At 35.5% G+C, this 23,908-nt stretch carries 20 protein-coding genes; 11 read left to right on the top strand and 9 right to left on the bottom strand.

What is annotated here, in order from left to right:
• Nucleotides 1-245 precede the first annotated feature (245 nt).
• The 3 genes from pnuC to VXS03_RS13660 all read left to right on the top strand — a co-directional run bounded on the left by pnuC (nucleotide 246) and on the right by VXS03_RS13660 (nucleotide 2,534).
• Complete coding sequence (pnuC, locus tag VXS03_RS13670; RefSeq protein WP_327764325.1) at nucleotides 246-974, top strand: nicotinamide riboside transporter PnuC; 729 nt, start codon at nucleotides 246-248, stop codon at nucleotides 972-974.
• A complete protein-coding gene (locus VXS03_RS13665) occupies nucleotides 971-1,705 on the top strand; it encodes a nucleoside phosphorylase (protein ID WP_327764324.1) in 735 nt (244 codons plus the stop codon). Before pnuC ends, VXS03_RS13665 begins: the two co-directional genes overlap by 4 nt.
• A gap of 133 nt (nucleotides 1,706-1,838) precedes the next feature.
• The gene (locus tag VXS03_RS13660; protein WP_327764323.1) at nucleotides 1,839-2,534 is read left to right on the top strand and encodes a Crp/Fnr family transcriptional regulator; all 696 of its coding nucleotides are present in this window, start codon (nucleotides 1,839-1,841) and stop codon (nucleotides 2,532-2,534) included.
• 125 nt (nucleotides 2,535-2,659) lie between these two features.
• Here the strand turns inward: VXS03_RS13660 and VXS03_RS13655 are convergent, their stop codons facing one another.
• Entirely contained in the window at nucleotides 2,660-4,765 is a 2,106-nt protein-coding gene (locus VXS03_RS13655; protein WP_327764321.1) for a S9 family peptidase, read from the bottom strand.
• A gap of 387 nt (nucleotides 4,766-5,152) precedes the next feature.
• Between VXS03_RS13655 and VXS03_RS13650 the strand changes: the two genes are divergently transcribed.
• From VXS03_RS13650 to VXS03_RS13640, 3 genes are all read left to right on the top strand, one after another.
• Nucleotides 5,153-5,671, top strand: coding sequence for a hypothetical protein (locus VXS03_RS13650; protein ID WP_327764319.1), 519 nt, complete (start codon nucleotides 5,153-5,155; stop codon nucleotides 5,669-5,671).
• 156 nt (nucleotides 5,672-5,827) lie between these two features.
• Nucleotides 5,828-7,453, top strand: coding sequence for a sulfatase (locus tag VXS03_RS13645; RefSeq protein ID WP_327764318.1), 1,626 nt, complete (start codon nucleotides 5,828-5,830; stop codon nucleotides 7,451-7,453).
• Between the two features lie 172 nt (nucleotides 7,454-7,625).
• Nucleotides 7,626-8,636, top strand: coding sequence for a transposase (locus VXS03_RS13640; RefSeq protein WP_327764317.1), 1,011 nt, complete (start codon nucleotides 7,626-7,628; stop codon nucleotides 8,634-8,636).
• 368 nt (nucleotides 8,637-9,004) lie between these two features.
• Here the strand turns inward: VXS03_RS13640 and VXS03_RS13635 are convergent, their stop codons facing one another.
• Complete coding sequence (locus VXS03_RS13635) at nucleotides 9,005-11,248, bottom strand: peptidase U32 family protein (RefSeq protein WP_327764316.1); 2,244 nt, start codon at nucleotides 11,246-11,248, stop codon at nucleotides 9,005-9,007.
• 339 nt (nucleotides 11,249-11,587) lie between these two features.
• A complete protein-coding gene (locus VXS03_RS13630; protein ID WP_327764315.1) occupies nucleotides 11,588-12,475 on the bottom strand; it encodes a LysR family transcriptional regulator in 888 nt (295 codons plus the stop codon).
• A 161-nt stretch (nucleotides 12,476-12,636) separates the two neighbouring features.
• Between VXS03_RS13630 and VXS03_RS20310 the strand changes: the two genes are divergently transcribed.
• The 4 genes from VXS03_RS20310 to VXS03_RS13615 all read left to right on the top strand — a co-directional run bounded on the left by VXS03_RS20310 (nucleotide 12,637) and on the right by VXS03_RS13615 (nucleotide 16,247).
• The gene (locus VXS03_RS20310; protein WP_442957452.1) at nucleotides 12,637-12,855 is read left to right on the top strand and encodes a DUF1656 domain-containing protein; all 219 of its coding nucleotides are present in this window, start codon (nucleotides 12,637-12,639) and stop codon (nucleotides 12,853-12,855) included.
• 24 nt (nucleotides 12,856-12,879) lie between these two features.
• Nucleotides 12,880-13,788: an HlyD family secretion protein gene (locus tag VXS03_RS13625; RefSeq protein WP_327764314.1), complete on the top strand. Its 909-nt coding sequence runs from the start codon at nucleotides 12,880-12,882 to the stop codon at nucleotides 13,786-13,788.
• On the top strand, nucleotides 13,779-15,905 hold the full coding sequence (locus VXS03_RS13620) for an FUSC family protein (protein ID WP_327764312.1): 2,127 nt from the start codon (nucleotides 13,779-13,781) through the stop codon (nucleotides 15,903-15,905). The genes VXS03_RS13625 and VXS03_RS13620 overlap by 10 nt, the downstream gene beginning before the upstream one ends.
• Nucleotides 15,906-16,016: 111 nt before the next feature.
• The gene (locus VXS03_RS13615) at nucleotides 16,017-16,247 is read left to right on the top strand and encodes a hypothetical protein (RefSeq protein WP_327764311.1); all 231 of its coding nucleotides are present in this window, start codon (nucleotides 16,017-16,019) and stop codon (nucleotides 16,245-16,247) included.
• A 211-nt stretch (nucleotides 16,248-16,458) separates the two neighbouring features.
• On the opposite strand, the gene VXS03_RS13610 is transcribed toward VXS03_RS13615, so the two are convergent.
• From VXS03_RS13610 to yfcC, 5 genes are all read right to left on the bottom strand, one after another.
• The gene (locus tag VXS03_RS13610) at nucleotides 16,459-17,076 is read right to left on the bottom strand and encodes a TPM domain-containing protein (protein ID WP_327764310.1); all 618 of its coding nucleotides are present in this window, start codon (nucleotides 17,074-17,076) and stop codon (nucleotides 16,459-16,461) included.
• Complete coding sequence (locus tag VXS03_RS13605) at nucleotides 17,076-17,834, bottom strand: TPM domain-containing protein (RefSeq protein ID WP_327764309.1); 759 nt, start codon at nucleotides 17,832-17,834, stop codon at nucleotides 17,076-17,078. Before VXS03_RS13605 ends, VXS03_RS13610 begins: the two co-directional genes overlap by 1 nt.
• Nucleotides 17,835-18,434, bottom strand: a complete 600-nt coding sequence (locus VXS03_RS13600) for a LemA family protein (protein WP_327764308.1) — start codon at nucleotides 18,432-18,434, stop codon at nucleotides 17,835-17,837. It lies immediately after the preceding gene.
• A 252-nt stretch (nucleotides 18,435-18,686) separates the two neighbouring features.
• Nucleotides 18,687-19,694: a succinylglutamate desuccinylase/aspartoacylase family protein gene (locus VXS03_RS13595; RefSeq protein ID WP_327764307.1), complete on the bottom strand. Its 1,008-nt coding sequence runs from the start codon at nucleotides 19,692-19,694 to the stop codon at nucleotides 18,687-18,689.
• Nucleotides 19,695-19,698: 4 nt separating this feature from the next.
• Nucleotides 19,699-21,174 carry a putative basic amino acid antiporter YfcC gene (yfcC, locus tag VXS03_RS13590; protein ID WP_327764337.1) on the bottom strand — a complete coding sequence of 492 codons (1,476 nt, stop codon included), beginning with the start codon at nucleotides 21,172-21,174 and terminating at the stop codon, nucleotides 19,699-19,701.
• Between the two features lie 465 nt (nucleotides 21,175-21,639).
• On the opposite strand from yfcC, the gene pcp reads away from it, so the two are divergent.
• Nucleotides 21,640-22,278, top strand: a complete 639-nt coding sequence (gene pcp, locus VXS03_RS13585; protein WP_327764306.1) for a pyroglutamyl-peptidase I — start codon at nucleotides 21,640-21,642, stop codon at nucleotides 22,276-22,278.
• A gap of 8 nt (nucleotides 22,279-22,286) precedes the next feature.
• Here pcp and VXS03_RS13580 read toward each other — a convergent pair whose 3' ends face one another.
• The gene (locus VXS03_RS13580; RefSeq protein ID WP_327764305.1) at nucleotides 22,287-23,402 is read right to left on the bottom strand and encodes an HD-GYP domain-containing protein; all 1,116 of its coding nucleotides are present in this window, start codon (nucleotides 23,400-23,402) and stop codon (nucleotides 22,287-22,289) included.
• Between the last annotated feature and the right edge of the window lie 506 nt (nucleotides 23,403-23,908).

The following is a 23,908-nucleotide window of genomic DNA, read 5'->3' as shown; positions in this document are numbered from 1 at the left end:
TTTGCCATTATAATATTCAGTTTTGTCTTATTGTTCGTGTTAGCTTATTTGAGCTAGCACGTAATACCTTTATTTAATAGTAATTCAGCAGTTATTACCGAATGGTAGACTTGAGTCAGAAGTTGGTGGGGTAATTATTTAAAAGTTGATCCCTCTCACGTGCAATGGGACAAATGTCCTCATTCTAGATCAATATACCTTTTAGAATTGCTTCAAATTATTAATAAGAACAAAAGGATTAACGGATGGACTTTCTTTCTTGGTTTGATATCAATAACACCCTTGTTAATTTTCCAATCGGTGACGGTTATGCCATGTCATGGGTTGAAGCTATTGGTACTATCTTTGGTCTGCTGTGTATTTGGTTTGCCAGTAAAGAAAAAACCATAAATTTCTTTTTTGGTCTTATTAATGTCACTTTGTTTTGTATTATTTTCTTTCAAATCCAACTGTATGGGCTGTTACTACTGCAAGTGTTCTTCTTTGTTGCCAACGTTTATGGTTGGTTTGCATGGACAAGGCCAACTAGTGAGGGAAATAACCTAGAAGTTCGGTGGTTAAGTAAACAAAAATTAGCGATGACGGTGACGTTAAGTGTAATTGCGATTGGTCTATTAACGCTTTATATCAATCCGGTATTTTTTGCACTAGCTAATTTTGCTGTCGATATATTAAATGTTTTCGGTGCTAATCTAGCGGCTCCGACATTACAACCTGGAGCATTTCCATTTTGGGATGCAACCATGACGGTACTGTCTATTGTGGCGCAGATTCTGATGACACGAAAGTATGTTGAAAACTGGATTGTGTGGGTAGTTATTAATATTATCAGTGTCGGGTTATATGCAGTACAAGGTGTGTATGCGATGTCCATTCAGTATGCAATTTTACTCTTTGTTGCTGCAAATGGTGCACGTTGCTGGATTGAGATTGCTAATAAAAATAAACCACAAGTGAAGAAGGTTATCGCATGAATCAACAACCTCATTTATTAATCAGTCACGGTCAAATTGCTACGAGTATTTTAGTCTGTGGTGAGCCTGATAGAGTAAATCGAATTGCGGAACGTTTCTTAACAAATAGTCTATTAATTGCTGAAAACCGTGAATACCGTATTATTAATGGTGACTATCAAGGAAAGCCCGTCACATTGTGCAGTACAGGGATGGGTGCACCATCAATGATTATCGCTATAGAAGAACTCAAACGTTGTGGCGCTGAATATATTATCCGTGTTGGCTCTGCAGGGGCATTGCAACCAAATATTGGATTAGGTGAATTAATTATTGCCGAAGGTGCAGTGCGAGATGAAGGTGGCTCTAAAGCATATATTCCAAGTGAATTTCCTGCTATTGCTGATCATCAATTGGTTCACTTATTAAAGACGGACTTATCGCAACAGAATATCAACTATCATAGTGGTATTGTACGCTCTCACGATAGTTTTTATACCGATGAAGAAGACAATATTTGTGAATATTGGCACAAGAAAGGCGTATTAGGGGCAGATATGGAGACTTCTGCCTTATTAACGGTGGGGCGTTTACGTCAACTAAAAACAGCCGCAATTTTGAATAACGTGGTGCTTTATCAGCAGAATGTAAGTGAAGGGATTAGTGCTTATGTCAATGAAGCTGAAGATATGATTAAAGGGGAACAGCTAGCTGCTAATACTGCGCTGAATGCCTTGATCAAGATTGTTTAAGCCTATTTAATCACCAAATTAATAGCCCGATTTTTATAAATTGGGCTATTTTAATGCGCATCATAATTTTCTCTATTCAGTAGTATAAAAACCCGCTATCTTGATTCAAAATGTAATAACAGTGATATGCGCAATGCAATTAACGCCTTCTCCCTCAACCCGTTTTAGTGGTTACCTAACCCAACATTATGCGAGCTTTCGCCAAGCATTATATAATTGTCAAATTGGCTGTAAACGCTACCAAATCGGCGATGCTGTCATGCAACAAGGTCAGGATCTTACTCAGTTAATGATTGTGCCTGTTGGACGAGTGTCGATGCATATTTGTGCCGTTAATGGTCGCCGTTTTCAATTAGGAGAGATGGACTGTAACTATAATATTTTTGGTGAAATGGAGTTCTTTACTAAAACACCATGTCAATGGTCTGTTGTTGTTGAAGAAGCGATAGAAATTGATATTCTTGATATGAGAAAAGTAGAGAAATTACTGTTAGAACGCCCTGAATTCAGTTTGTTTTTTGCTTCTGCATTGGCACTTGATTACCAAGACTCGCTTGATATTTACACCTACCGTTTATTACATCCGATTACTTACAATATTGCGTTTGATTTACTTCAGCACGCCCGTAATTCGATGACCCTTGGTCGATTCAATAAAGCGGATAAAGAGGCTGAACGGTTTGGTACATCAAGCCGTGTTTATCGACGAGCATTAAAGACATTGATTCAACAAGGATTAGTCGAGAAACAAGGTTCTGAGCTTATCATTGTAGATTTGGCTGGGTTACAGAAGTTTGTGGATCATTTTGAAGATTATGAATTATCGTAAGTTATTTCTGAATATTTTAAATAATAATGGCGACTGATTAAGCCGCCATTGTTTGATGTTATTGCTTGATATTTATAATTACGCATAATGTTATGCGTTAATACTTTATCACGACTCTGCTAGATTTATTTCTGTTCAGCCAATAGATCAATAAAGAATGCGTATTCAAGTGCGTCTTCATGGAGTGCCTTAAAGCGACCGGATGCACCACCATGACCAGCTTCCATATCTACCTTAAACAACAGACGGTTATTGTTCGTTTTAATATCACGCAGCTTAGCAACCCATTTCATCGGCTCGAAATACTGCACCTGTGAATCATGTAAACCCGTCGTCACTAACAGGTGAGGGTAGTCATGAGCAGCAATATTATCGTAGGGTGAATAGCTTAACATGTAGTCGTAGTATTCTTTGTGGTTAGGATTTCCCCACTCGTCATACTCGTTGGTTGTTAATGGAATTGATTCATCAAGCATGGTGGTAACAATATCAACAAACGGCACATGAGCTGCAACACCACAGTATAGCTCAGGAGCTTGGTTGATAATCGCACCCATTAACAAACCACCCGCAGAGCCACCTACGGCAAAGATCTTATCTTTTGCGCCATAACCTTGTTCTACTAATGATTGTGTAACATCAATAAAGTCATTAAAGGTGTTTTGCTTGGTAAGTTTCTTACCATCTTCATACCAAGGACGGCCCAACATTTCAGAACCACGAATATGCGCAATCGCGTACACAAAACCGCGGTCGAGTAAGCTTAAACGGGTTGATGAAAAGCTTGGATCAATGATAGCGCCGTATGATCCATAACCATATTGATATAACGGGTTAGTGCCATCTTTTTTAAAGCAATCTTTACGATAAACTAGTGATACCGGAACGGATTTACCATCACGAGCAGGTACCATAATACGTTCAGAACGGTAATTATTCGCGTCAAAATCACCGAGGATTTGTGCTTGCTTTAACACCACATTGCTACCATCACTAAGATTGAAATCATAGTGAGTGCCTGGCGTGGTCATGCTTGAGTAATACAGACGTAATTTGTCTGAATCAATCTCTTTATTACCGTAAAGGTAAAGTGTGAATGCTTCATCGTTGAAATGTAATTGTTGCTGCTGTTGAGTGTGAAGATCACGCACTGTAATGCGAGTTAAACCATTTTCACGCTGCTGATACACTAGATAATCATTAAAGATCTCGTAATCTTCCAGCATTGCGCCTTCTTGTGCAGGGATCACGTCTTGCCAATGATCTTTATTGCCGATATCAGTTGTGGCTACTTTCATTAAGCGAAAGTTAACCGCTTTATAGTTAGTGTGAATATAGAACCAGTCATCAAGCTTGGAAATGCTGTATTCCAGCCCAACTTCACGATCTAAGAACGATATAGCTTGCGCATTAGTATCGTTAGCATCAATAAAAGAGACAGCACTGGTTTCTGTGCTTGAATGCCAGATATAAATTAATGAATTATCTTTACTTTTACCAATTGAGGTATAAAAAGTTTGATCGCTTTCTTCAAAAATTAATTGATCATCAGCTTGTGGTGTACCTAAGCGGTGACGATAAACCTGATAACCTAATAAGGTTTGTGGGTCTTTGTGAATATAGTAAAACGCTTGATTATCATTCTGCCAAGCAACAGAGCCGCTGGTTCCCGTAATTTCATCAGCAAGATATTGGCCTGTGGTGAGATCTTTAATCTTAATGGTGTAAATACGACGGCTTACCGTGTCTTCACCATAAGCTAATAAGTTTTCGTTAAGGCTAATACTGACACTGGAAACATCGTAGTAATCATGCTCAGATGCGAGTTGGTTTAGATCGAGCAAGATTTGTTTATCTGTACCTGCAAAATCGGTAGCACGTACTGAAATTGGGTATTCATTATCACCGGAGACTTCACTTGAATAGTAATAACTGCCTTGCTTGACTGGGACGGTATTATCATCTTTAACAATACGTCCTTTTAACTCATCAAATAATGTTTGCTGTAATGCTGTGGTGTGTGCCATGACTGCATCTGTGTAACTATTTTCAGCATTAAGATGAGCAATGATCTCAGGATCTGTGCGGTTGTCATCTCGCATCCAATAGTAATCATCAATACGGGTATCATTATGGATGCTCATCTCATGAGGGATTTTCTTAGCAATAGGCGCCGCCACTGTTTGAATATTGCTCTTATCATGAGATGTCGCTGATGTTGTGTCGTTCAAAGTGATGTCCTTTTGTGGCAACTAGGTGAGAATAAATCACTTCGTAAAGCCAATAGATACAGCAATATTATTTGCTTTGATAGTCATAATCTTGGGGCTATTGGTGGCTTTTTCAATCCTTCATTTTACAAAATAGAATGACTGATAATGACATGAATTGACGGTAATTAATGATAGTAGACAATAGAACGGTAATTGATGTTTTCATTATTGAGTTATCTCTATGAAGTTATTGGTTTTTATATAATTTATAAAAAATAGTCCGATTTCGATTCTTAACTGATAAGAATGAATAAAAACGGTAGATTTAATGTGAGATTAATCACAAAAAAGATGAAGTAACTATTTATGATGAAATAAGATTATGAGCAAATAAATTGTTATTAAATGAAAAAGAGACGTGTTATTGCAGTAGGTGTACTGATTATTGCTGGGCTGATTGGTGTAAGAGATCTGTATATGACATTAGAGCCTCAACATGTGGTTAACGTTAATGGTAAAACACTGCATTTAGGTCAGGTATATTCTCAACATTTATTATCGACGGTTGTTATCACGAGTAATGAAGAAACACTGCTAACGGTAACCGCACCGATTACAACGTTCGTTAAACAACTTATAACTGAACTCAATAATGATGTGAATGAGGCAAATAAAACGCTTTCGGCAGGTGAAAAAATGCAGTTATCAACAGCGTATTTCGATACCAATATTACTTTTCATTTATCAACTGTAGTGACTTATAACACTCAACATTATGCATCAATCTCGATGCCGTTAGCGGCGATAACCGTCAATTATACCGCCAATGATGTGGTGCAATTTAATGATATTATTGAGTTGGTGCAACGTTATCAAAAGAGTACTCAGAATATATTCAATAATAATTATGATTTTATAAACTAGAGAGTTACAAGCAATTATTATAGGAATCAAATACTGTTATTAAATTAATTACCAGTAAAATTGTGATGATCGTTTGATTCTGAAATTTTATGATTGTTTGTTTTTAAAGACGATAGATACTTTCATTTACTTTTGATTTTAATTTAAAGAAAATATATGAAAGTTACTAGACGTTCATTTATCCATTATGCAGCTTCAATGTCTGTGTCTGCCGCAACATTAATTAGCATGGGAGTGGTGGGGCAACCGATAGCGCCTAAAAAGAATAATGTGTTGTTTATTGCCATTGACGATCTTAATGATTGGATTGGTGCTTTAGGTGCGCATCCACAAGCAAAAACGCCTAATATTGATTGTTTGTTTCATCGTTCAACTGCGTTTACCAATGCTCATTGCCAAGTGCCAGTGTGCGGACCTTCGCGTACCGCTTTATTAACGGGAATGAGCCCAACGACAACAGGGCTATACACCAATAAAGAGCTAGGTATCAAACCGTTTTCACCTGTTGCTGAGTCTGTTTTAGGAAGTTCTCCCGTCTTACCACAGCACTTTAAAAGTAACGGCTATTACACCATGGCATCAGGAAAAATATCTCATCATGGTACTGCGGATTTTCGTCATGCAGAGCAGTGGCATGAAGAAGTGCCACTCTATGTTATCGGCCCTCGTGATGCGCATATTTTTGCCAATGGTTACGGCTATGGTTCATACGGCAAAGATGATCATAAATATTATCCATTTCCTGTTGGTGGGGGACAAATCATTCAATCTAAACACTACGGTCCAGGTACACCGGGTATGTCTTTGTGCAGTGGTGCGTTAGAACGACGGGATATTCCTAATGGCGGTGTTATGCCAGATGAATATTTTGCTGATTGGACGGTTGAACGGCTTAAGAAAACCTATGATAAGCCGTTTTTTATGGCGTGTGGCTTTATTCGTCCACATGTACCTTACACTGCCCCAAAAGAGTATTTTGATTTATTCCCACTTGATGATGTGATTGTGCCTGACACAATAAGCAAAGAAATGGCAGATGTTCCATTATATGGTAAAGCGTTAGCATTGGGGATCATTCCAAATGGTGATGCGGCAGCGGTTGAAAAAACCAAGATGCGTAAAGAGTTAGTCCAAGCTTATCTCGCCTGTATTGCCTTTGTTGATGCGCAAGTGGGAAAGTTGCTTGATACTCTAGAAGCTAGCCCACATGCAAATAACACCACCGTCATCTTTTGGGGCGATCACGGCCAGAACTTTGGTGAGCACATGAATTATCGCAAGCAAACCTTATGGGGAGAATCAACGCGAGTGCCGCTATTAATCAGCGAAGCAGGGCAGAAGCAAGGTAAAATATGTCGCCAAGCGGTAAGTTTGCTTGATGTTTATCCAACTTTGGTTGAGATGTGTGGTTTACCGAGAGTTGCCACTAATGAAGGTATTTCACTGGTGCCATTACTTAGAAACCCAAACTTTGATCGTAAAATTCCTGTCGTTACCACTTATGGTTATCAATGCCATGCGATTCGTGATCAGCGTTATACCTATATTCGTTATCGTGATGGCGGTGAAGAACTTTATGATCGTAGCGTTGATGCTGACGAACATCATAATTTAGCCGCGGAGAAGCAATATCAAGCTATTAAAACCAAGATGGCGCAGTGGTTACCCAAAAATGAAGTATTACCGTTTGGAATGAAAGACTTTGATAATGAGGGCGGTGATTTTATTACCAAGATCCTCGCTAAATTTGAAAACAACGGTATTCCAGCATACTTGCAGTAATTCCAAATTATGAAAAGCCACAGTGTTGTTGACGCGGTGGCCTTTTTATTTTGGGACAGCCATAACTTTTTGGGTTCTTTCGAGTTTTTCAAGTTTTTTCAGGACAGCCATAACCTTGCATATTAACTATGAGCTACTACAGTTAAGCTTCAAGTTGCTTATGGTGAAACGAATGACAATCTCAAGACGAAAATTGATAGAACCTCAAATAACGCCCTTTTATCATGTAATTAATCGCTGTGTTCGTCGTGCTTATTTGTGCGGAGAAGATCCGTATAATGGCAAAAACTATCACCATCGTCGTGGTTGGATAGTAAATAAAATCAAACAATTAGCCTCTGTGTTTTGTATTGATGTTTGTGCTTATGCGGTGATGAGTAACCATTATCATTTAGTGCTTAAAATAGATACCGAACAACAGCAAAAGTTAACGCCAGAAGCGGTGATATCACGTTGGTTACAGTTATTTAATGGTCATCCTATCGCGGTCGGTTTTTTAAAAGAGGGTCAAATTGGCTCGGATAAACAACAAGTATTATCAGATTTAGTGGCTGAATGGCAACAACGATTAGGCAGTATTAGCTGGTTTATGCGCTGTCTTAATGAAGAAATTGCACGAAAAGCCAATAAAGAAGATCAATGTAAAGGCGCGTTTTGGGAGGGGCGGTTTAAGTCTCAGGCATTATTGGATGAGCAAGCGTTATTATCTTGCATGATGTACGTTGATCTAAATCCAATTAGGGCTGGTATTACACCTTCACTAGAGCAGTCAGATTTCACTTCAATTCAACAGCGCATTCGTGAATACCATCATGCTAAAGCTTCCAGTTCAAAGAAAACGCCATCAAGTACTAATCATTTTACACTATTACCTTTTGTTGGTGCTGAACATCAGGCAAAAAAAGCGGGGATAAACTTTGCTTTTGCTGATTACCTTGAGCTTATTGATTGGACTGGTCGGTGTATTCGAAGTGATAAAAAAGGCTTTATTGCACCTAATCAACCTAAGATTTTACAGCAAATGGGAATAACACCAGATGCTTGGCTTGAACACAGTGAACAATTTATGGAGCATTATGCCAATGTAAGCGGGAAATGGTCTCGAATGTGTGCATTCAAACAACATGTTGGTGGGCATTGGTGCAAAGGAAAGTTTGCGAGTCACCAGTTACATCCGAGTTAAATACTCATTTCTAATTAAATAAAAATACTGCAATGACCTAAAGATTGTAGACGTTGTTGATCCTGAAATATGTGAATAGAGCAAATTTAACGAAGAGTCATAAGTAATAAGCTGTAAATTTTAGAATTGAGAATTTATTGCTGGTGGAATAGTTTGTTTTTGAGGGTTCTATTTAAGAATAAAAAGATTTGGCTGTCCAGAGATACTAGAATAATATTTTAAGTCCTAAGCTAAATCCAAAAACGGGGAAAATGTATCCTGGTTTTAATTGTGTAAGCTTTAAATAAAATAAAGACAGCCCCAAATTATCAGGCTGTCTAATATCGTTTAGTCTAATATCGTTTAAGGCCAAACTATACCGTTACCGCTTATAATCCCTGAACATATTGGGCATTGGTTGATATAGGCACTAAATTATCCAGTTCAGCTTTAGCCTGATCATTACCAGCAAGTAGTGCTTCAAAGTGTTTGATTAGTTCTACTTTGTCTTGTTCTTGCTTAGAACCTGCACCGATATTGGTTAAATCAATAAAGAACTCGTCAAATAAATGCGAGAAATCACTTACAGCATCAAAGTTTAAGAATTGCTCATGGTTGTAAATGCTTGGGTAGCCACCTTTTTGTTTATCAACCGCAAACGAAATACCTTTTATATTAGTAATGGTGGTCGCTTTTTCGCATTTCAGCATACAGCCAGCTTCAATGGCTGGTTTCTTACAACCAACGGTTTGTTGGAAGAAACATTGACGGCTGGTCATCATCAGGATTGGATGATAAATGCTGTAACAGAGCTTAAAGTTTTCTGGACGGGTAATATTTCTGATTTGACCACGGTTGATCTCGTTAGAAATAAAGGCACCAGCACAGTTTAATTCTTCTTTTAACGTAAGAAGAGCGTGTGAGTTGGTGGTATTTAAGAACGGTCCTGCGACCCACTCGATACCCATTTCATAAGCTTTATAAGCAATACCAGTATTGTTAGTTACGATACGCTTTGGTTTCACTTGCTCAAGGATTTTGACTGATTCTAAGTAATCTTTACCAATTAATACCGCTGGGAACCAAGGAATCAAACGAGGGTTTTCTTGTAATAACGTGATGTGCTTAAGACAGTTCTTTTTCAAGCTTTCAGGGAGTTTGAAGTAGATATCAGCATCTGTTACATCAGTAAGGTGTAAATCTTTTTCATTGGCAATTAATAATGATAGTTTAGGTGTTGATGATACTTTATCGTGTTTAGGTAAAGCGGGTACATCAACATGCTTAATTACCTCACGAGAGCCATTTAATAAGAATGCTGCTTGGTTTTTTAGATCCGTAATTTCTTTAAACGGCACCGTTAAGTTAGCATCAAAGTTGTCAAAGTTCATTGGCGCGAGATCAAACGTTGCATTATTAAAACTACGGAAGCGTTTATCTAGCGTTTCTGGTGTGATGGCAATTTCATCAGCTGTGCGTAATAACGAATCAGTTTTTACTTCAAATGAAGTGTTACCCGCCATGATATTAAGTGTTAGCGGTGTGTTTTCTTTGGCAGTAAAAGCCAATGTTAGAGCAACTTTATCAATGCTTAGATCTTTAATCTTATCGGCTAGTTCAGCACCTAATGCATTTTTTTCATTATAAAGATCTTGTTTTACATCATGTATTTGAACAACAGAAATGGCATTGTTTTTTTCAACCGCGTAATTAACACTATTATCACGCGGATTATCAGTAAACATTTTTTTGTTTAGATTGCCCTGTAAAAATGAGTTAGTGAAGCTACGGTTAAAGACTTTATGTAAGTTGCTGTCGTCAGCTAATAACTTACCTGATTCAATAAAGTTATTGATCTGTTTGCGCCATGTATCAACCACAGTGTAAACATAGTGAGCGCCTTTAATACGGCCTTCGACTTTTAACGAATCAACCCCAGCGTCTACCAATTCAGGTAAATCAAAGTAGGCTGAATTATCTTTTAAGTTTAAAGGAAAGCGATGACCTTCAGCGGTAACTTCATATTCGTCGCGGCAAGCTTGGCTACAACGACCACGGTTACCTGAGTTACCGACACTGACTGAACTTGAGTAACATTGGCCAGAGAAAGCGATACATAATGCGCCATGGACAAAGACTTCGGTTAATACATCATGATCATGGGCGACGGTTGTTAATGCTTTAATCTCACCAAGGTTGAGCTCACGCGATAGGTTAACGCGTGTAGCGCCGATTTTGTGTAAGAATAAAATTTGACCTTCATTGTGGGTTGTTAACTGAGTAGATGCATGGATATGTAATGATGGGAAATGCTTTTTAACAATGTTGAAGATACCCAAATCTTGTACGATGATGCCATCAATGCCACTGTTAACCAGTTTATTTAGCAACCGTACTAAGCTAACAACCTCGTGTTCTAATATCACGACATTGAGCGTTAAGAAGACTTCACAATTGTGCTCATGTGCCAGTCGTAATACACCATTTAGCTCATCATATGAAAGATTGGAAGCGCGGTTACGGGCATTGAACATATCTAAACCACAGTAGACGGCATTTGCACCAGCAACAATCGCCGCTTTAATTGCTTCTACGTCACCGCCCGGTGCCAATAATTCTATTTTTCTACTCATGCGAAATAACCCACTCAATGCTTTTTTTGTGATTTTTGAGGGGGGCATTCTATCTGCATCTGTGGGTTAATGCTATAAATTAAGGTTTTGTTGATGTAAGTCAATAAGGTGGATGCTAAGATATGCGTAAGTAATTGGTGTGATGCCTAAAAACATCATATGATCCTCGGTTACTTTACCTGATTCATATTTCAAAATATGTTCTATAGTATTAATCAATATTATTTAAGTAACCGAAAATTTAAATGGTTATTATTGTGATTAGAGTTTCATATTTTTAAACTTGTTATATAGATAAAATAATAATAAATTTAGTGTTTGGTAATTATCATTGTATTGTTACGCTGTGTTTATATTTTTTATTATGAAATCTTTTAATAAATTCAGTCTTATCGTTGTACGTAATGATGGTTTGTATAGCATATATAAGTCAATTTTAGGTAATGAATAATCACATAATATCTCTATTAGCGTTTTTTCTTTTATATAACTTTCTACTTGATAGCGTGGCTGTATAGTAACCCCTATACCTTCTAAAGCAGCCATTAGCATTGCTTGATCACTATTAATCATAAGTTGAGAATTTAGTCGGGGAGTTAGCTTTTTCTTCTCTTTAATAAAATGCCAACGATATAACTTATAGAGGGAATTTGGTATTAAACAATTATGCTTCTCTAAGTCATAAGGATTTTGTGGGATTTCATTCTTATTAAGGTAGAATGGAGATGCACATACTAGCATTTCAAAACTACATATCTTATTGCTTATCATAAAGTCATAATCATCTTCACGATCATGAAAAATAATATCATAATTATCAATTTTTCTATCTGGATTCTCATTACTTAATGTTAAGTCAATTTCTAATTTTGGATATTTTAAGCAAAAATTTGCTAATAATGATGATAATTTATTTATTCCAAAATTGACACTGGAATGTATTTTTAATTTTCCACATGGTTCATTTGATTGAAGGTAAATGTCCTCTTGAGCTTTTTTAAGTTGATTAAGTATAATTAAACAATGTTGATAAAAACTTTCTCCCTCATAAGTTAATGATTGAAATCGAGTAGTTTTTATTAATAATTTAACGCCTAAATATTTTTCTAACCCTCGAATATGTTTACCCACCATTGGGGCACTAATTCCAAACTCTTCAGAAACAGCAACGAAAGATCCTAAATCAACAGATCTAACAAATATTTCCATACTAATAAATTTGTCCATGTAACCTCTCAATGTTAATTGTTCATAGTATCATGAATATTATGTTTTATTAAAAACTTATGGTTTTGATTGAAAAAACTTTTTGATTATTGTCTAAGCGGTAAATTAATATAAAATTATCAACTTCAATCAATAATGATATTAAATTATTTAGAGGTGAAATGTTATTTGATATAACATCGAAAGAAGTGTCTATTGATGGTATTTATATACCAACCATATTAATAGTTATGTTGATTTCAATAATGATGACTTCAGGTACTGTGCTAATACTGAATAAGTTAAAATGGTACAGATATATAGTTTGTCCTCCTTTAGTTGAGTTATCGATTGCTATTGTTTATGTAATAATTATTGGTTTTTTTATTATTCCAATTTGAATAATTAATAAATGAGAAGAGATATTGAAAAAAATAACAACTACAATATTTATAATTTTAATAGCATTGTTTTTAATAGCGTTAAAGTACCATTATTACATTAATAATCCATGGACTAGAGATGCTATTGTTAGATCAAATATTATTGAAATAACACCTAAAGTAACTGGAGAGATAATAGCTTTATATGTAAATAATAATACTGAAGTTAAGAAGGGGGATCTTCTTTTTAAGATAGATCCACGAATTTTTGAAGTGGAGTTAGATAAAAATAAAGCTAATTTATATAAAGAAGAGATAAATTTAAAAAGAGAAAAAGATATATATGTTCGCGGGTTGAAATTATATAATCGTCTTCCTAATTCTATATCTAAAATAGAGTTATACCAACAAAAAAACGCAGTAAAATTAGCTCAAGCTAAAGTTAAAATGGCGACATCATTGCTTAATGAAAGTAAGCTAGAGTTAAGCTTTACCAAAGTGATAGCACCAACGGATGGTTATATTACCAATATAAATATTAATGTAGGGAGTCAAGTGGTTTCAAATCAGCCTGTATTTCCTTTAATTGATATAAACAGCTTTTGGATCGAGGGTTTTTTTAAAGAGACGAATATTAAAAATATAAGTATTGGAGATAAAACTACTGTTACATTAATGGCATACGATAATAAGCCTTTAATTGGTTATGTTGAAAGTATTGGTTATGGTATCGCCTACAAAAATGGAAGTACAGGGACCGCATTATTACCTAATGTATCACCAACATTCCAATGGATTCGTTTAGCTCAGAGAATTCCTGTGAGAGTGAGATTAAATATAATCCCTAAAGATGTTAAATTTATAATAGGAGCATCTGCATCTGTTACTATTCATAATGAAAACTCGCCAATAAGTTTTTTAACTTTATTTAAGGAGTTATTATGCATATAAATAGGCGCTTTCATTTGCCTATTAAAACGGCAACAACATTAACTTTAGTTATTGTATTTTCACTCTATCTTGGTTGGGATAAATCATATTGGGCGGCATTTCCTGTTATTATGCTGGCGATAACTGAAACAAGAGGGCATTCATTAAAAAAAGGGCGTCATCGTATAATTGGAACTGTAATAGGATCTATTGTTGCATTTATATTAATATCTCTTTTTTCACAGAAACCTTTTTTATTTTTTATTTTTTATAGCTGTTTAGTATTTATTTGTGTATATAATCAATCAAATGCAGATAATGGTTATATTTGGTTAATGGGGCTAGTTGTTGCTAGTATTATTATTGTTATAGGCGACTTTTCGCCAGAAAGAACTTTTAATATTGCTATGTTAAGGATTCAGGAGACAATTCTCGGTGTTTTTTGTTTCAGTCTTGTGTTTGGTATTTTGTGGCCAAATTCAAGTAGTAAAGCTTTATTTAGTTTAATAATTAATAATTATAAGCATGATAATAAACGAATTGAATACCTTGTTAATAAATTATTTACTACAGATGAATTTAAAAAAAACATTATTTTAAGTGAATATGTAACATCTTTAGCACGATTAGATGATTTATTAAAATCGGCTAAAGTTGATAGTTACCGTGTAAATGCTAATTGTAAATCTTGGGATGTTTTTTATAGGCAGCAAGAAGAGTGGGTTATATTATGCGGACAGTTATCTGAAATTATCTTGTTGTTAAAATGCCCTATAAATAAAATGCAAAAAGATATAATAATAAAAGTATTGTTAAATATTAGAAAGAGAAATGAAGTAACAATAAATGAATTGATTTATTACGATTATAATTCTTTTGTTAAAGCAGACAGAACGTTTTTTTTGAAACCGTTATTAATCGATATTAAAAACTTAGAGATAAAAGGAAATGATAGAATTACTTCATTTCTATATGTTTTGCAAAAAATAGAAATATTAAACTATGAACAACAAAAAACTATTTTTAATATATTAAATGGAAATAATATAATAAATGAGAACTGTAATAATGTTCAAGGGACTAAGAAAATAAAAATTAATCCAACGCAATTGATCAATGCTTTTAAGGTTTGTATTATTTATTGGATCTGTGTTCTATTATATGTTTTTATTCCTATTTCAGATGGAATGATAATGATTTTTATTGGTACTTTGTTTGGTAGCGTTACGGTATCAATGCCCTGTGTAAATCCGATATCATTATTGTTTTATATAATAATTTGGTCTGTTTTTGCGTTAATTCAATATATTTTCTTACTTCCTTTTTTTACGGAAATATGGCAAATAATTCTATTTTATTTTATTAATACATTTATAATTTGGTATGTTTTTGATCAAAATAAACATATATTGCATAGGTTATTTGGTCTTGTTGGTCTAATTTTAACAACAAAAAACATAATATCATTAACACCTGTTTATGATATAAAATCTATATTACTAACATTGGTTTTTATTAGCATTAGCTTTTTTGTAATATTCTTTGTTAATTATAGTGTTTATTCTTCCCAACCAGAGAGTGTATTACTTCGTCAGTTAAATCAATTTAAAAAGGATTTAGCAATAGAGATTAGATGTATTTTAATAAACGATAAAGAACCATTTTATTTTTTTCAGTCACCTGTAAAATCAATATTATTAGCAGAGGTTGCATCAAAAAATATAGATTGGAAATATTATGAATATATAAACTCAGAAATAATGGATGATATCATAGATGAATATTATAGTGTGTATTTGCATCATAAAATATTTTCTAATTATTACCATAATATTCATGATATTGATAATGTTAAAATTAAAGAAATGGTTTTTAATATACTGAATAATGTAATTATTATTATAAATAAAACTGAGAGGGAGGATGTAATAACAAAGTCTATAATTGAAATAAATAACTTTCAAAATGAACTGAAAATATTTATTGGAGATCTTAATGTTAAACATGATAATTTGAATAACAAACAATATTACTTAATAACATCGTTATTTATTTTCACACAATCAATGGGTAAGATCATTGATAGAATAAATTCAGATATTTTATATGAATTAAAATCTCCTCCTTTTATAGTTTGAGGCATCTTAAGGATAGGGTGGTTATTTAGTTGAATAAATATTAATTTAAACGTTATATTTTTTAATCATCATATAGAAATTGTTCAATCTAATGGTTATAGGGAAAACTTTATGAATACTTATATTAAATCAATTATACTACTTACAGTTATTTCAATATCTTATGCTGTTTTTGCTAGTGATGGTAATTTCACTGGTAATGTGAATTTTGAAAGAAACAATGCATATCCATTACAAATTAAAAACCAAGATAACGTGGTAAATAAAGAAAAATTAGAAAGTAAAGAAAAAGTTGAGACCAAAGAAAAAGTAGAAAGTATAAAGTATAGAAAAATAAGATAAGTTATAACTTTTGGGACATGTTATATTTTAAGTTTTTGGTTGGTAATTATTTAATTGTAATAACTAATCAAAAACTTTCATTTTAAATGGTATTGCAAAGAATATGTACTATCTTAAATATGATAACTTTTGAATTATGACAGATTCGATATTGTTGAAATAACCTTAGGCTATTTCAACAATTAATATGAGTGGTTGATTGTTTTATATGTTAATCAATAACGATTAAACAATTAGGTAACTCATTTTTTTCTTCTGTGTACGGTAAGGCGTTAGTCAATAATTTACCAGATTGCTGTAAACACTGAATAAAGCCTTCAAACGTTTTTCCTGCTTTAACATCTTTGGTGAAATCTCTGATTAGACTTTGCCATGCCTCATCACTGATACATTCACTAATACCGTAATCTGTCAGAATTTCAACATAATGCTCGGCTTCGCAAACAAAGATCATCACCCCTAAATGCTGTTTAGTACGATGAACACCATTGGCTAAAAATTGCTCACGAGCCACAAGACTTGCACGACGATGTTTAACTACTTTTGGTAATAAAAGGTACTTAATGGCTGGAATACGAAAGATCAATGTTAGAACAATAAAGGTGGCTAATTGCACTAATAAAATATCTGTCAGCTCTAACCATAATGGAGTAATGATTAATAGTGCGGGGACAAATAGCGCAATAATAGCTGCCCATAAAGTTGGAACAAAGTAATAGTCATCCGCTTTTGTTGCCATTACGGTAATTAATTCGGCATCTGTGGTTTTTTCCATATCACTGATGGTTTGGCTAATTGTTTGTAGTTGTTCATTTGTAAATAATTTCATTACCATCCTCCTGATGCACCGCCGCCGCCAAAGCCACCGCCGCCACCACTAAAACCACCACCGCTACCGCCACTACTTCCTCCGAAACCACCGCCAAAGCCACTAGAGCCGCCACGGTGTGATCCAAAACCACCACTGGTGAAGACATCACCATCGCGGCCGTAATAGGTTGAACGGTTGCGACGACGACGGCTAAAGGCAATAATTTGAATGATAACGACAAATAAAATAAACAAATAGAAATCGTAGGGTGGTTTATCTTCTGTCACAACAGGTTTGTATTCACCATGGATAGCAGCAATGATAGCTGTTACGCCATTATCGATCCCTGTTGCAAACTTACCGGCTTTAAAAGCGGGCTTAATGTCATTATTTATAATATTAATTGCAATCGCATCAGGTAACGCACCTTCTAAGCCATAACCGACTTCAATGCGCATCTTTTTGTCGTTTTTAGCGATAATTAATAATACGCCATTGTCATGTTGTTTCTGTCCAATTCCCCAAGTACGACCGAGTTGATAGCCATAATCGGCGATCGGGATACCATTGGTTGAAGGTATTGTCACAACGACAACTTGATTAGATGATGATTTTTCTTCTGCTGCAAGTATTTGTTCTAGTTGTTGAGTTTGAGCTTGATTAAGCATATGAGCGTCGTCGACCACTCTCCCTGTTAATTCAGGGAAAGTGATTGCAGCCAATGCATTTTGGCTGATGAACAACAAAAGCCCACAGATAAGTAGGACTTTTTTCATTTAGAATTCAACCTTAGGCGCAACATCAGCGTTAGGTGTTGTTGCTGTAAAGTTAGGTTTGATTTTTAGATCGCTATACATTGCCCAGTGCCATAAACGACCAGGGAAGGTACGAATTTCAGTATTAAAGGCTTTTACTGAGTTAATGTAATCTCGGCGTGCAACAGCAATACGGTTCTCTGTGCCTTCTAGCTGGGCTTGAAGCGCAATAAATTGTTGATTCGCTTTCAGATCAGGGTAGCGTTCTGATACAACCATCAATCGAGATAACGCACTGCTGAGTTGGCCTTGAGCAGCTTCAAATTTCTTAAAGGCTTCTGGATTATTTAATGTTTCAGGTGTGACTTGCATTGATGATACTTTTGAGCGCGCTTCTGTTACTGCGGTTAATGTATCTTTTTCGTGGGCAGCATAACCTTTAACGGTTGAAACTAAATTGGGAATAAGATCAGCGCGACGCTGGTAGTTATTTTGTACTTGTGCCCAGTCAGCATTGACTTGTTCATCAAGAGTGGGGATGGTGTTAATACCACACCCTGTTAGTTGAGTAAGCAGTAATGCGATAAATAAATATTTAATTGATTTGAGATACTTCACCATAAGATTCCTTCTTTTATGCTTTTAAGTGATAATTATCACTCAAGTAAAGCATACATTGCATCATTATTGGTAAATGTTCATCGATTATTGTGACTAATTGATGGCAAATCGACCTTTTTTTATACAATATTTGTTGGCATAGAATAAGGCAATGAAATTTTAAATGTTCTATGGGAATGTAGTGTTTATAAACAATAACCCATGCTAATCACTAACCTAGCATGGGTATTGTGGTGAATTGAAGCTTAATGGTTAATCGTGAATAAGACGTACAATTAACGCCCCTGCGTCACGTAAAGCATCTGTATTGTGACTTAATACAATACCATCACGAGGAGCGATATAACGTGTAAGTTCATTACCAAACAGGTCGTATTGTGTTGCGATAATATCGCCTTTGCTTACAGTTGCTAGCATCTCAACATTTGCAAGTGTTAGCCCACCGATATCAGCGCGAATAGATGTCACGTTATCTGCTTCTATCGCGCAAGGCGTCAAGGTTGCTGTTGTTAAATGGTGTTGGTTTTTAATAATTTTCATAACCCCCATAGCTGCACGATTAATTAACGTTGGCTGAGTAATCTTGCCACTACCTACTTCAATGGTGATCGCGCTAACGCCATGCTGATTCCAAACGGTTTCTAATACTCCCTGATCGCCAGGATCATTTAAGATCGCATCAGGCGTTATTAACCTTGCCATCGCCAGTGCTGATTCAATTCGAAAATCAGCAAATACATATAATGGGTAACAGGTTCCCGTAGTTTGAGTATGAAGATCTATCGCAATATCGGCATTGGGTAATAATAAATGTTGCCATAGTTGAGCAAGGTAACGTTCAGCGGCATTACCTTGATTATTACCGGGAAAATAGCGATTAAGATTCACGGTAGATAAATCTTGATCCGCACCATGAAAATCACGATGGTGGTGAATAATACCCGATAGATTAATCGCTGGAACAATAATCACGCAGCCACAAATATCAGTCTGTTGTAGCTGACGCGCCAGTTGTTGCGCGGTTAAAATGCCATTGAGTTCATCACCATGAATGCCTGCGGTGATCATTATTTTCTTGCCCGCTTGCTGGCCTTTAAATACCCACACGGGTAAATGTTGATCTTGATTTAAGGCGTTAGTCGCAACGTTGAACCAAAACTGATGCTGACCAATAGCGAGATCGTCCACATTTAATGCTGAAATCACCGCAACATTATTAATCATATCACCCGTTAGTTGGGTTGTGAGCGTTGTTGTCATGTGATTAATTAAATCCTGCTAGGTGAGCACAAATTACCGTCACACTTGAAGTGACGAACAATAACAGCATAAAGCGCCAGCTAAAACGGATCCAATCACCCCAATCAATACGACATACTCCCAATGTTCCCATTAAGGACGCTGATGTTGGTACCACTATATTGGTAAAGCCATCACCTAATTGGAACGCCAGCACTGTTACTTGACGAGAAACGCCAGCAATGTCGCCCAAAGGTGCGAGTAATGGCATGGTGAGTGCTGCTTGCCCTGATCCTGATGTCACAAAGAAATTAAATACAGATTGGAAGAGGTACATGATCCAAACTGCCGCTACATCAGGAATGCCACTGATTGCGCCGCCAGCACTGTTTAAAATGCTATTAAGTACGCTGGGCTCATTAGCTGAGCCATCACCTAGAATTAATAATACGCCTTTGGCACAACCAACAAGTAGAGCAGGAGCAAGCATGACGCCAGCGCCTTCTTTAAATGAGGTCGCAATGTCATTTAAGGTCATATTATTAAGTTTAAAGATAATACCAATAATACCGGCAATAAAGCCCATAGTGAAAAATTGCGATGCAATCTCAGGAATATACCATGCGTGCGCAACAACCCCCCAAACAACCCAACCTGTTGTGATTGCAACGGTAATGATCACTAAGGTATAACCGATATTCCACTGTGATTGTTTAACCTCTGCTGTTTTATCACGTAAAAATTGATCGGTTTTAAAACTGTAAGATAATTCTGGATTGCGTTTGATTCTCGCGGCATAACGCATGGTAAAGATAACACCCATTAAAGTGAAACCTACCCATAGTGGAATACGAACCGTCATCCCTGAAAGTACAGGGATGCCGGCAATGCCTTGTGCAATAGCAACCGAGAAAGGGTTCATCCATGATGATGCAAAACCAACTTGGGTTGCAACATAAGTCACCATGACCGTTGTAATACCATCATAACCAAGTCGTAACATGAGTGGTGCAATAATAATTGCAAAGGCAATAGCTTCTTCACCCATACCAAAGACAGCACCACCCAATGAAAATAAGACAAAGAGAACGGGAATGAATAGAAAGTCATTGCCTTTTGTTTTATGAATGAGTGCTAAAATACCTGCATCAATGGCACCAGTACGCATGACAACACCAAAAGCGCCACCAATAACCAGCATGAACATAATCACGCCAACAGCGGATCCCCATTTGTCACCAGAAACTAAGCCTTCGAACATAAAGTTCATTAAGCCAATACCGCCGCCGGCACTAAAAAATCCAACTGTGTTATAGATTTTTTCACCATTAGCATCAATAGCATATTTAAAAGATGCGGGATCAATAACAGTACGTGTTTTTTCTACACCATCAGCAATAAAACTCACTGCATGTTGAGTAAAACTGCCTGCCGGAATGAGATAAGTGAGAATAGTTGCTAATACGCCAACGATAAAAATAATGATTAATGTATCTGGTATTTGCCAGGATTTCTTAGTATCAGCTGTTTTAGAATGATCTATTGAATTGTGCAAAATATAATTCGCTATAATTTGATAAAGTATGCATAAAATATCAATTATTATTCGAATCTTATCAATTTAATATTTTTATAGTTACGATAAAAAATATTACTCAATATATAGCATGATGGGATATTTATTGGTAACAAGAATAATACAAGGTTTTAATAAAGAGTGTTTTATAAAAACATATCTATTACTTGGTTTTTTATTATATACACCCTGTTTTTTTCATTCTATTTAACTAGAAACGGCAAATTTAATTTTGTAATCTCGGTGAAATATCACGATTATTCATGAAAGTTACAGCCAGATAATCGCGTAGTTGTTAATTAAAGGCGATATAAACAACAGGATATCCCTGTTATGGTTTTTTGTAGCGAGTGTAGAGCTATTGATTTTGCTTTTAAAGGTGAAGTAAGAATGAAAAAAATATTAATTAGTGGGTTTGAACCTTTTGGTGGTGAAATAATTAATCCGGCATTAGAAGCGGTAAAATTATTAGATGGGGTCGTTCTTAACAACGGCAAAATTGTTGTTTGCCAAGTGCCAGTTACTCGTTTTAAAGCAACCGCAGCTGTGATTGAGGCGATTAAACACCATCAGCCAGATTATGTAATTACTGTGGGGCAAGCTGGTGGGCGAGCTGCAATTACGCCAGAGCGTATTGCGATTAATATTGATGATTTTCGAATTGTTGATAACGAAGGAAATCAACCAATTGATCAACCGATAGTTGTTGGTGGGCCTGATGCTTATTTTTCTACATTACCGATTAAAGCTATCACTCAAGCCCTTCAGCAACAAGGGATACCATGTCAGGTATCAAATACAGCCGGCACTTTTGTGTGTAATCATTTATTTTATGGTGTTCAGCATTATCTACGTTATACCCAGATTGGTCATGGCTTTATTCATATCCCTTTGTTGCCACAGCAAGCAATGTTTAGGGATCTGCCAAGTATGTCATTAGATCTGATCGTTACAGGGTTAAAAATAGCCGCACAAGCGGTAATTGATAATACTTCTGATGTACCATTAAGCGGCGGCACTATTTGTTAATAGATTAGTTATAATGGCGCTGTTTCCTCAATAACATCAGGATATCGTTTCTGAATCAGTGTGATTTTGTCGAGTGAATATAAAATGGCGTCAATACAAAGGGGATCAAATAACGTTCCTGAGCCATTAATTAAATACAGTTCGACATCATCTATTGACCACGGCTGTTTATAAGGGCGGTGGCTTAATAGAGCATCAATAACATCAGCTACCGTAACAATGCGGGCTTCTAATGGAATGTCAGTACCTTTTAATTTATCTGGATAACCATTACCGTCGTAGCGTTCATGGTGGTGACGAATAATATTAAGGATGATATCAAGTTCTTGGTTATTATCGTATTTAAAAGTAGTTAATATATTTGATAGAAGCTGGCAGCCTAGCTCTGGATGTTGATTCATAACCGCTCGTTCTTCATCAGTATAAATCTTTGTTGAATACAAAATATCTTCAGGGATTAAAGATTTACCTATATCGTGCATATCAGAGAAATGATAAACAGAATCAACAAAATCACCGTTGCATTTGCCTTTTTTAGCCAAATAAAGTCCAATCAAACGGCTATATTCTGCAACTCTTTTTAGATGGTTTTGGGTTTCAGGATCTCGATGGTGGCTTAATAATAAAACGGTTTTAACAATAGAATGGAATGATTTTTTGTTATTAAAATTATCAGCAATAAGTAGAGAGATCAGAATGGAGAAGGTAGTAAAATAATTTATTTTTTCACTAAAAAAATCTTTCACCTTAGCATTGATAAATAATACGCCAATAAAAATATCATTACTATAAATTGGACATGCCATGCTTGATATACAATTACTTTGAAGTAATCGTAAATGGATTTGTTTCACTGATGATTGATGAGAAAGCATATTATCAATAATACTAGGTTCTAATGATGCGCGTATTTTATTTAGACGTGGCGATTGGCTAATAGATGAAATAAAAGTTGGGAAGTTATCGCCATAATCAGGGCTACGATAAACTGAATATAGGTTATCGTGTTCATCTATTCGTGTAACCGCAATTCCGATAATTTCTGGATAAAGTTTTTTAACGGAAGCAACAAATAGATTTAAACGTGTATTTAACGAATGTGTTGAATTTAAAAATGAATACATCAATAAGTCCTTCCATAACCATAACCATATGCATATTGATTTATATTTGATCAAATATAGTATCTTGTATAGTTATTTGTTCATTAATAATATGAATATTGAGTATTTATCATAGCTGAGACAGAAAAAGGAATATCAGCACTGTCTTTTGCCTTGTCCCATTGATTATTGTCATATTACTGTCCCCGTGGAGTTGGTTGACCAACTATCTGTGTAAAAACTTAGTCGAGCATTACACACTTACAGCCTCGGAAAAGCATGAAGTAAAAAAGTTAATATTGGTGCAATGAACGTCGAGATTCGTTTAGATAAAGGGTATGCCTAACCGACTTGTTGGTGTCAGACTGGTTACGGAACTGTTCATAATGTTAGCCCTGTTTGGTAGGGGCTTGTACCTTATCCTTATATTATATTTATACGTATTAAGTAAAAATTAACACTAATTTAATACATTAGTATTTACCCTTATTTATACATATTTGATGAGATATAGCTTAATGAATCCA

The sequence above is a fragment of the Photobacterium sp. S4TG1 genome (assembly GCF_036040035.1).
Classification (GTDB): domain Bacteria; phylum Pseudomonadota; class Gammaproteobacteria; order Enterobacterales; family Vibrionaceae; genus Photobacterium.
The sequence above is the reverse complement of the archived record's forward strand: the minus strand, read 5'-3'. Positions and strand labels throughout refer to the sequence as shown.

Bases quoted from the DNA above. Each gene is read 5' to 3' on its own strand.
- pnuC (WP_327764325.1), top strand. From the start codon at position 246: ATGGACTTTCTTTCTTGGTTTGATATCAATAACACCCTTGTTAATTTT.
- VXS03_RS13665 (WP_327764324.1), top strand. From the start codon at position 971: ATGAATCAACAACCTCATTTATTAATCAGTCACGGTCAAATTGCTACG.
- VXS03_RS13660 (WP_327764323.1), top strand. From the start codon at position 1,839: ATGCAATTAACGCCTTCTCCCTCAACCCGTTTTAGTGGTTACCTAACC.
- VXS03_RS13650 (WP_327764319.1), top strand. From the start codon at position 5,153: ATGAAAAAGAGACGTGTTATTGCAGTAGGTGTACTGATTATTGCTGGG.
- VXS03_RS13645 (WP_327764318.1), top strand. From the start codon at position 5,828: ATGAAAGTTACTAGACGTTCATTTATCCATTATGCAGCTTCAATGTCT.
- VXS03_RS13640 (WP_327764317.1), top strand. From the start codon at position 7,626: ATGACAATCTCAAGACGAAAATTGATAGAACCTCAAATAACGCCCTTT.
- VXS03_RS13635 (WP_327764316.1), bottom strand. From the start codon at position 11,248: ATGAGTAGAAAAATAGAATTATTGGCACCGGGCGGTGACGTAGAAGCA.
- VXS03_RS13630 (WP_327764315.1), bottom strand. From the start codon at position 12,475: ATGGACAAATTTATTAGTATGGAAATATTTGTTAGATCTGTTGATTTA.
- VXS03_RS20310 (WP_442957452.1), top strand. From the start codon at position 12,637: ATGTTATTTGATATAACATCGAAAGAAGTGTCTATTGATGGTATTTAT.
- VXS03_RS13620 (WP_327764312.1), top strand. From the start codon at position 13,779: ATGCATATAAATAGGCGCTTTCATTTGCCTATTAAAACGGCAACAACA.
- VXS03_RS13615 (WP_327764311.1), top strand. From the start codon at position 16,017: ATGAATACTTATATTAAATCAATTATACTACTTACAGTTATTTCAATA.
- VXS03_RS13610 (WP_327764310.1), bottom strand. From the start codon at position 17,076: ATGAAATTATTTACAAATGAACAACTACAAACAATTAGCCAAACCATC.
- VXS03_RS13605 (WP_327764309.1), bottom strand. From the start codon at position 17,834: ATGAAAAAAGTCCTACTTATCTGTGGGCTTTTGTTGTTCATCAGCCAA.
- VXS03_RS13600 (WP_327764308.1), bottom strand. From the start codon at position 18,434: ATGGTGAAGTATCTCAAATCAATTAAATATTTATTTATCGCATTACTG.
- VXS03_RS13595 (WP_327764307.1), bottom strand. From the start codon at position 19,694: ATGACAACAACGCTCACAACCCAACTAACGGGTGATATGATTAATAAT.
- pcp (WP_327764306.1), top strand. From the start codon at position 21,640: ATGAAAAAAATATTAATTAGTGGGTTTGAACCTTTTGGTGGTGAAATA.
- VXS03_RS13580 (WP_327764305.1), bottom strand. From the start codon at position 23,402: ATGTATTCATTTTTAAATTCAACACATTCGTTAAATACACGTTTAAAT.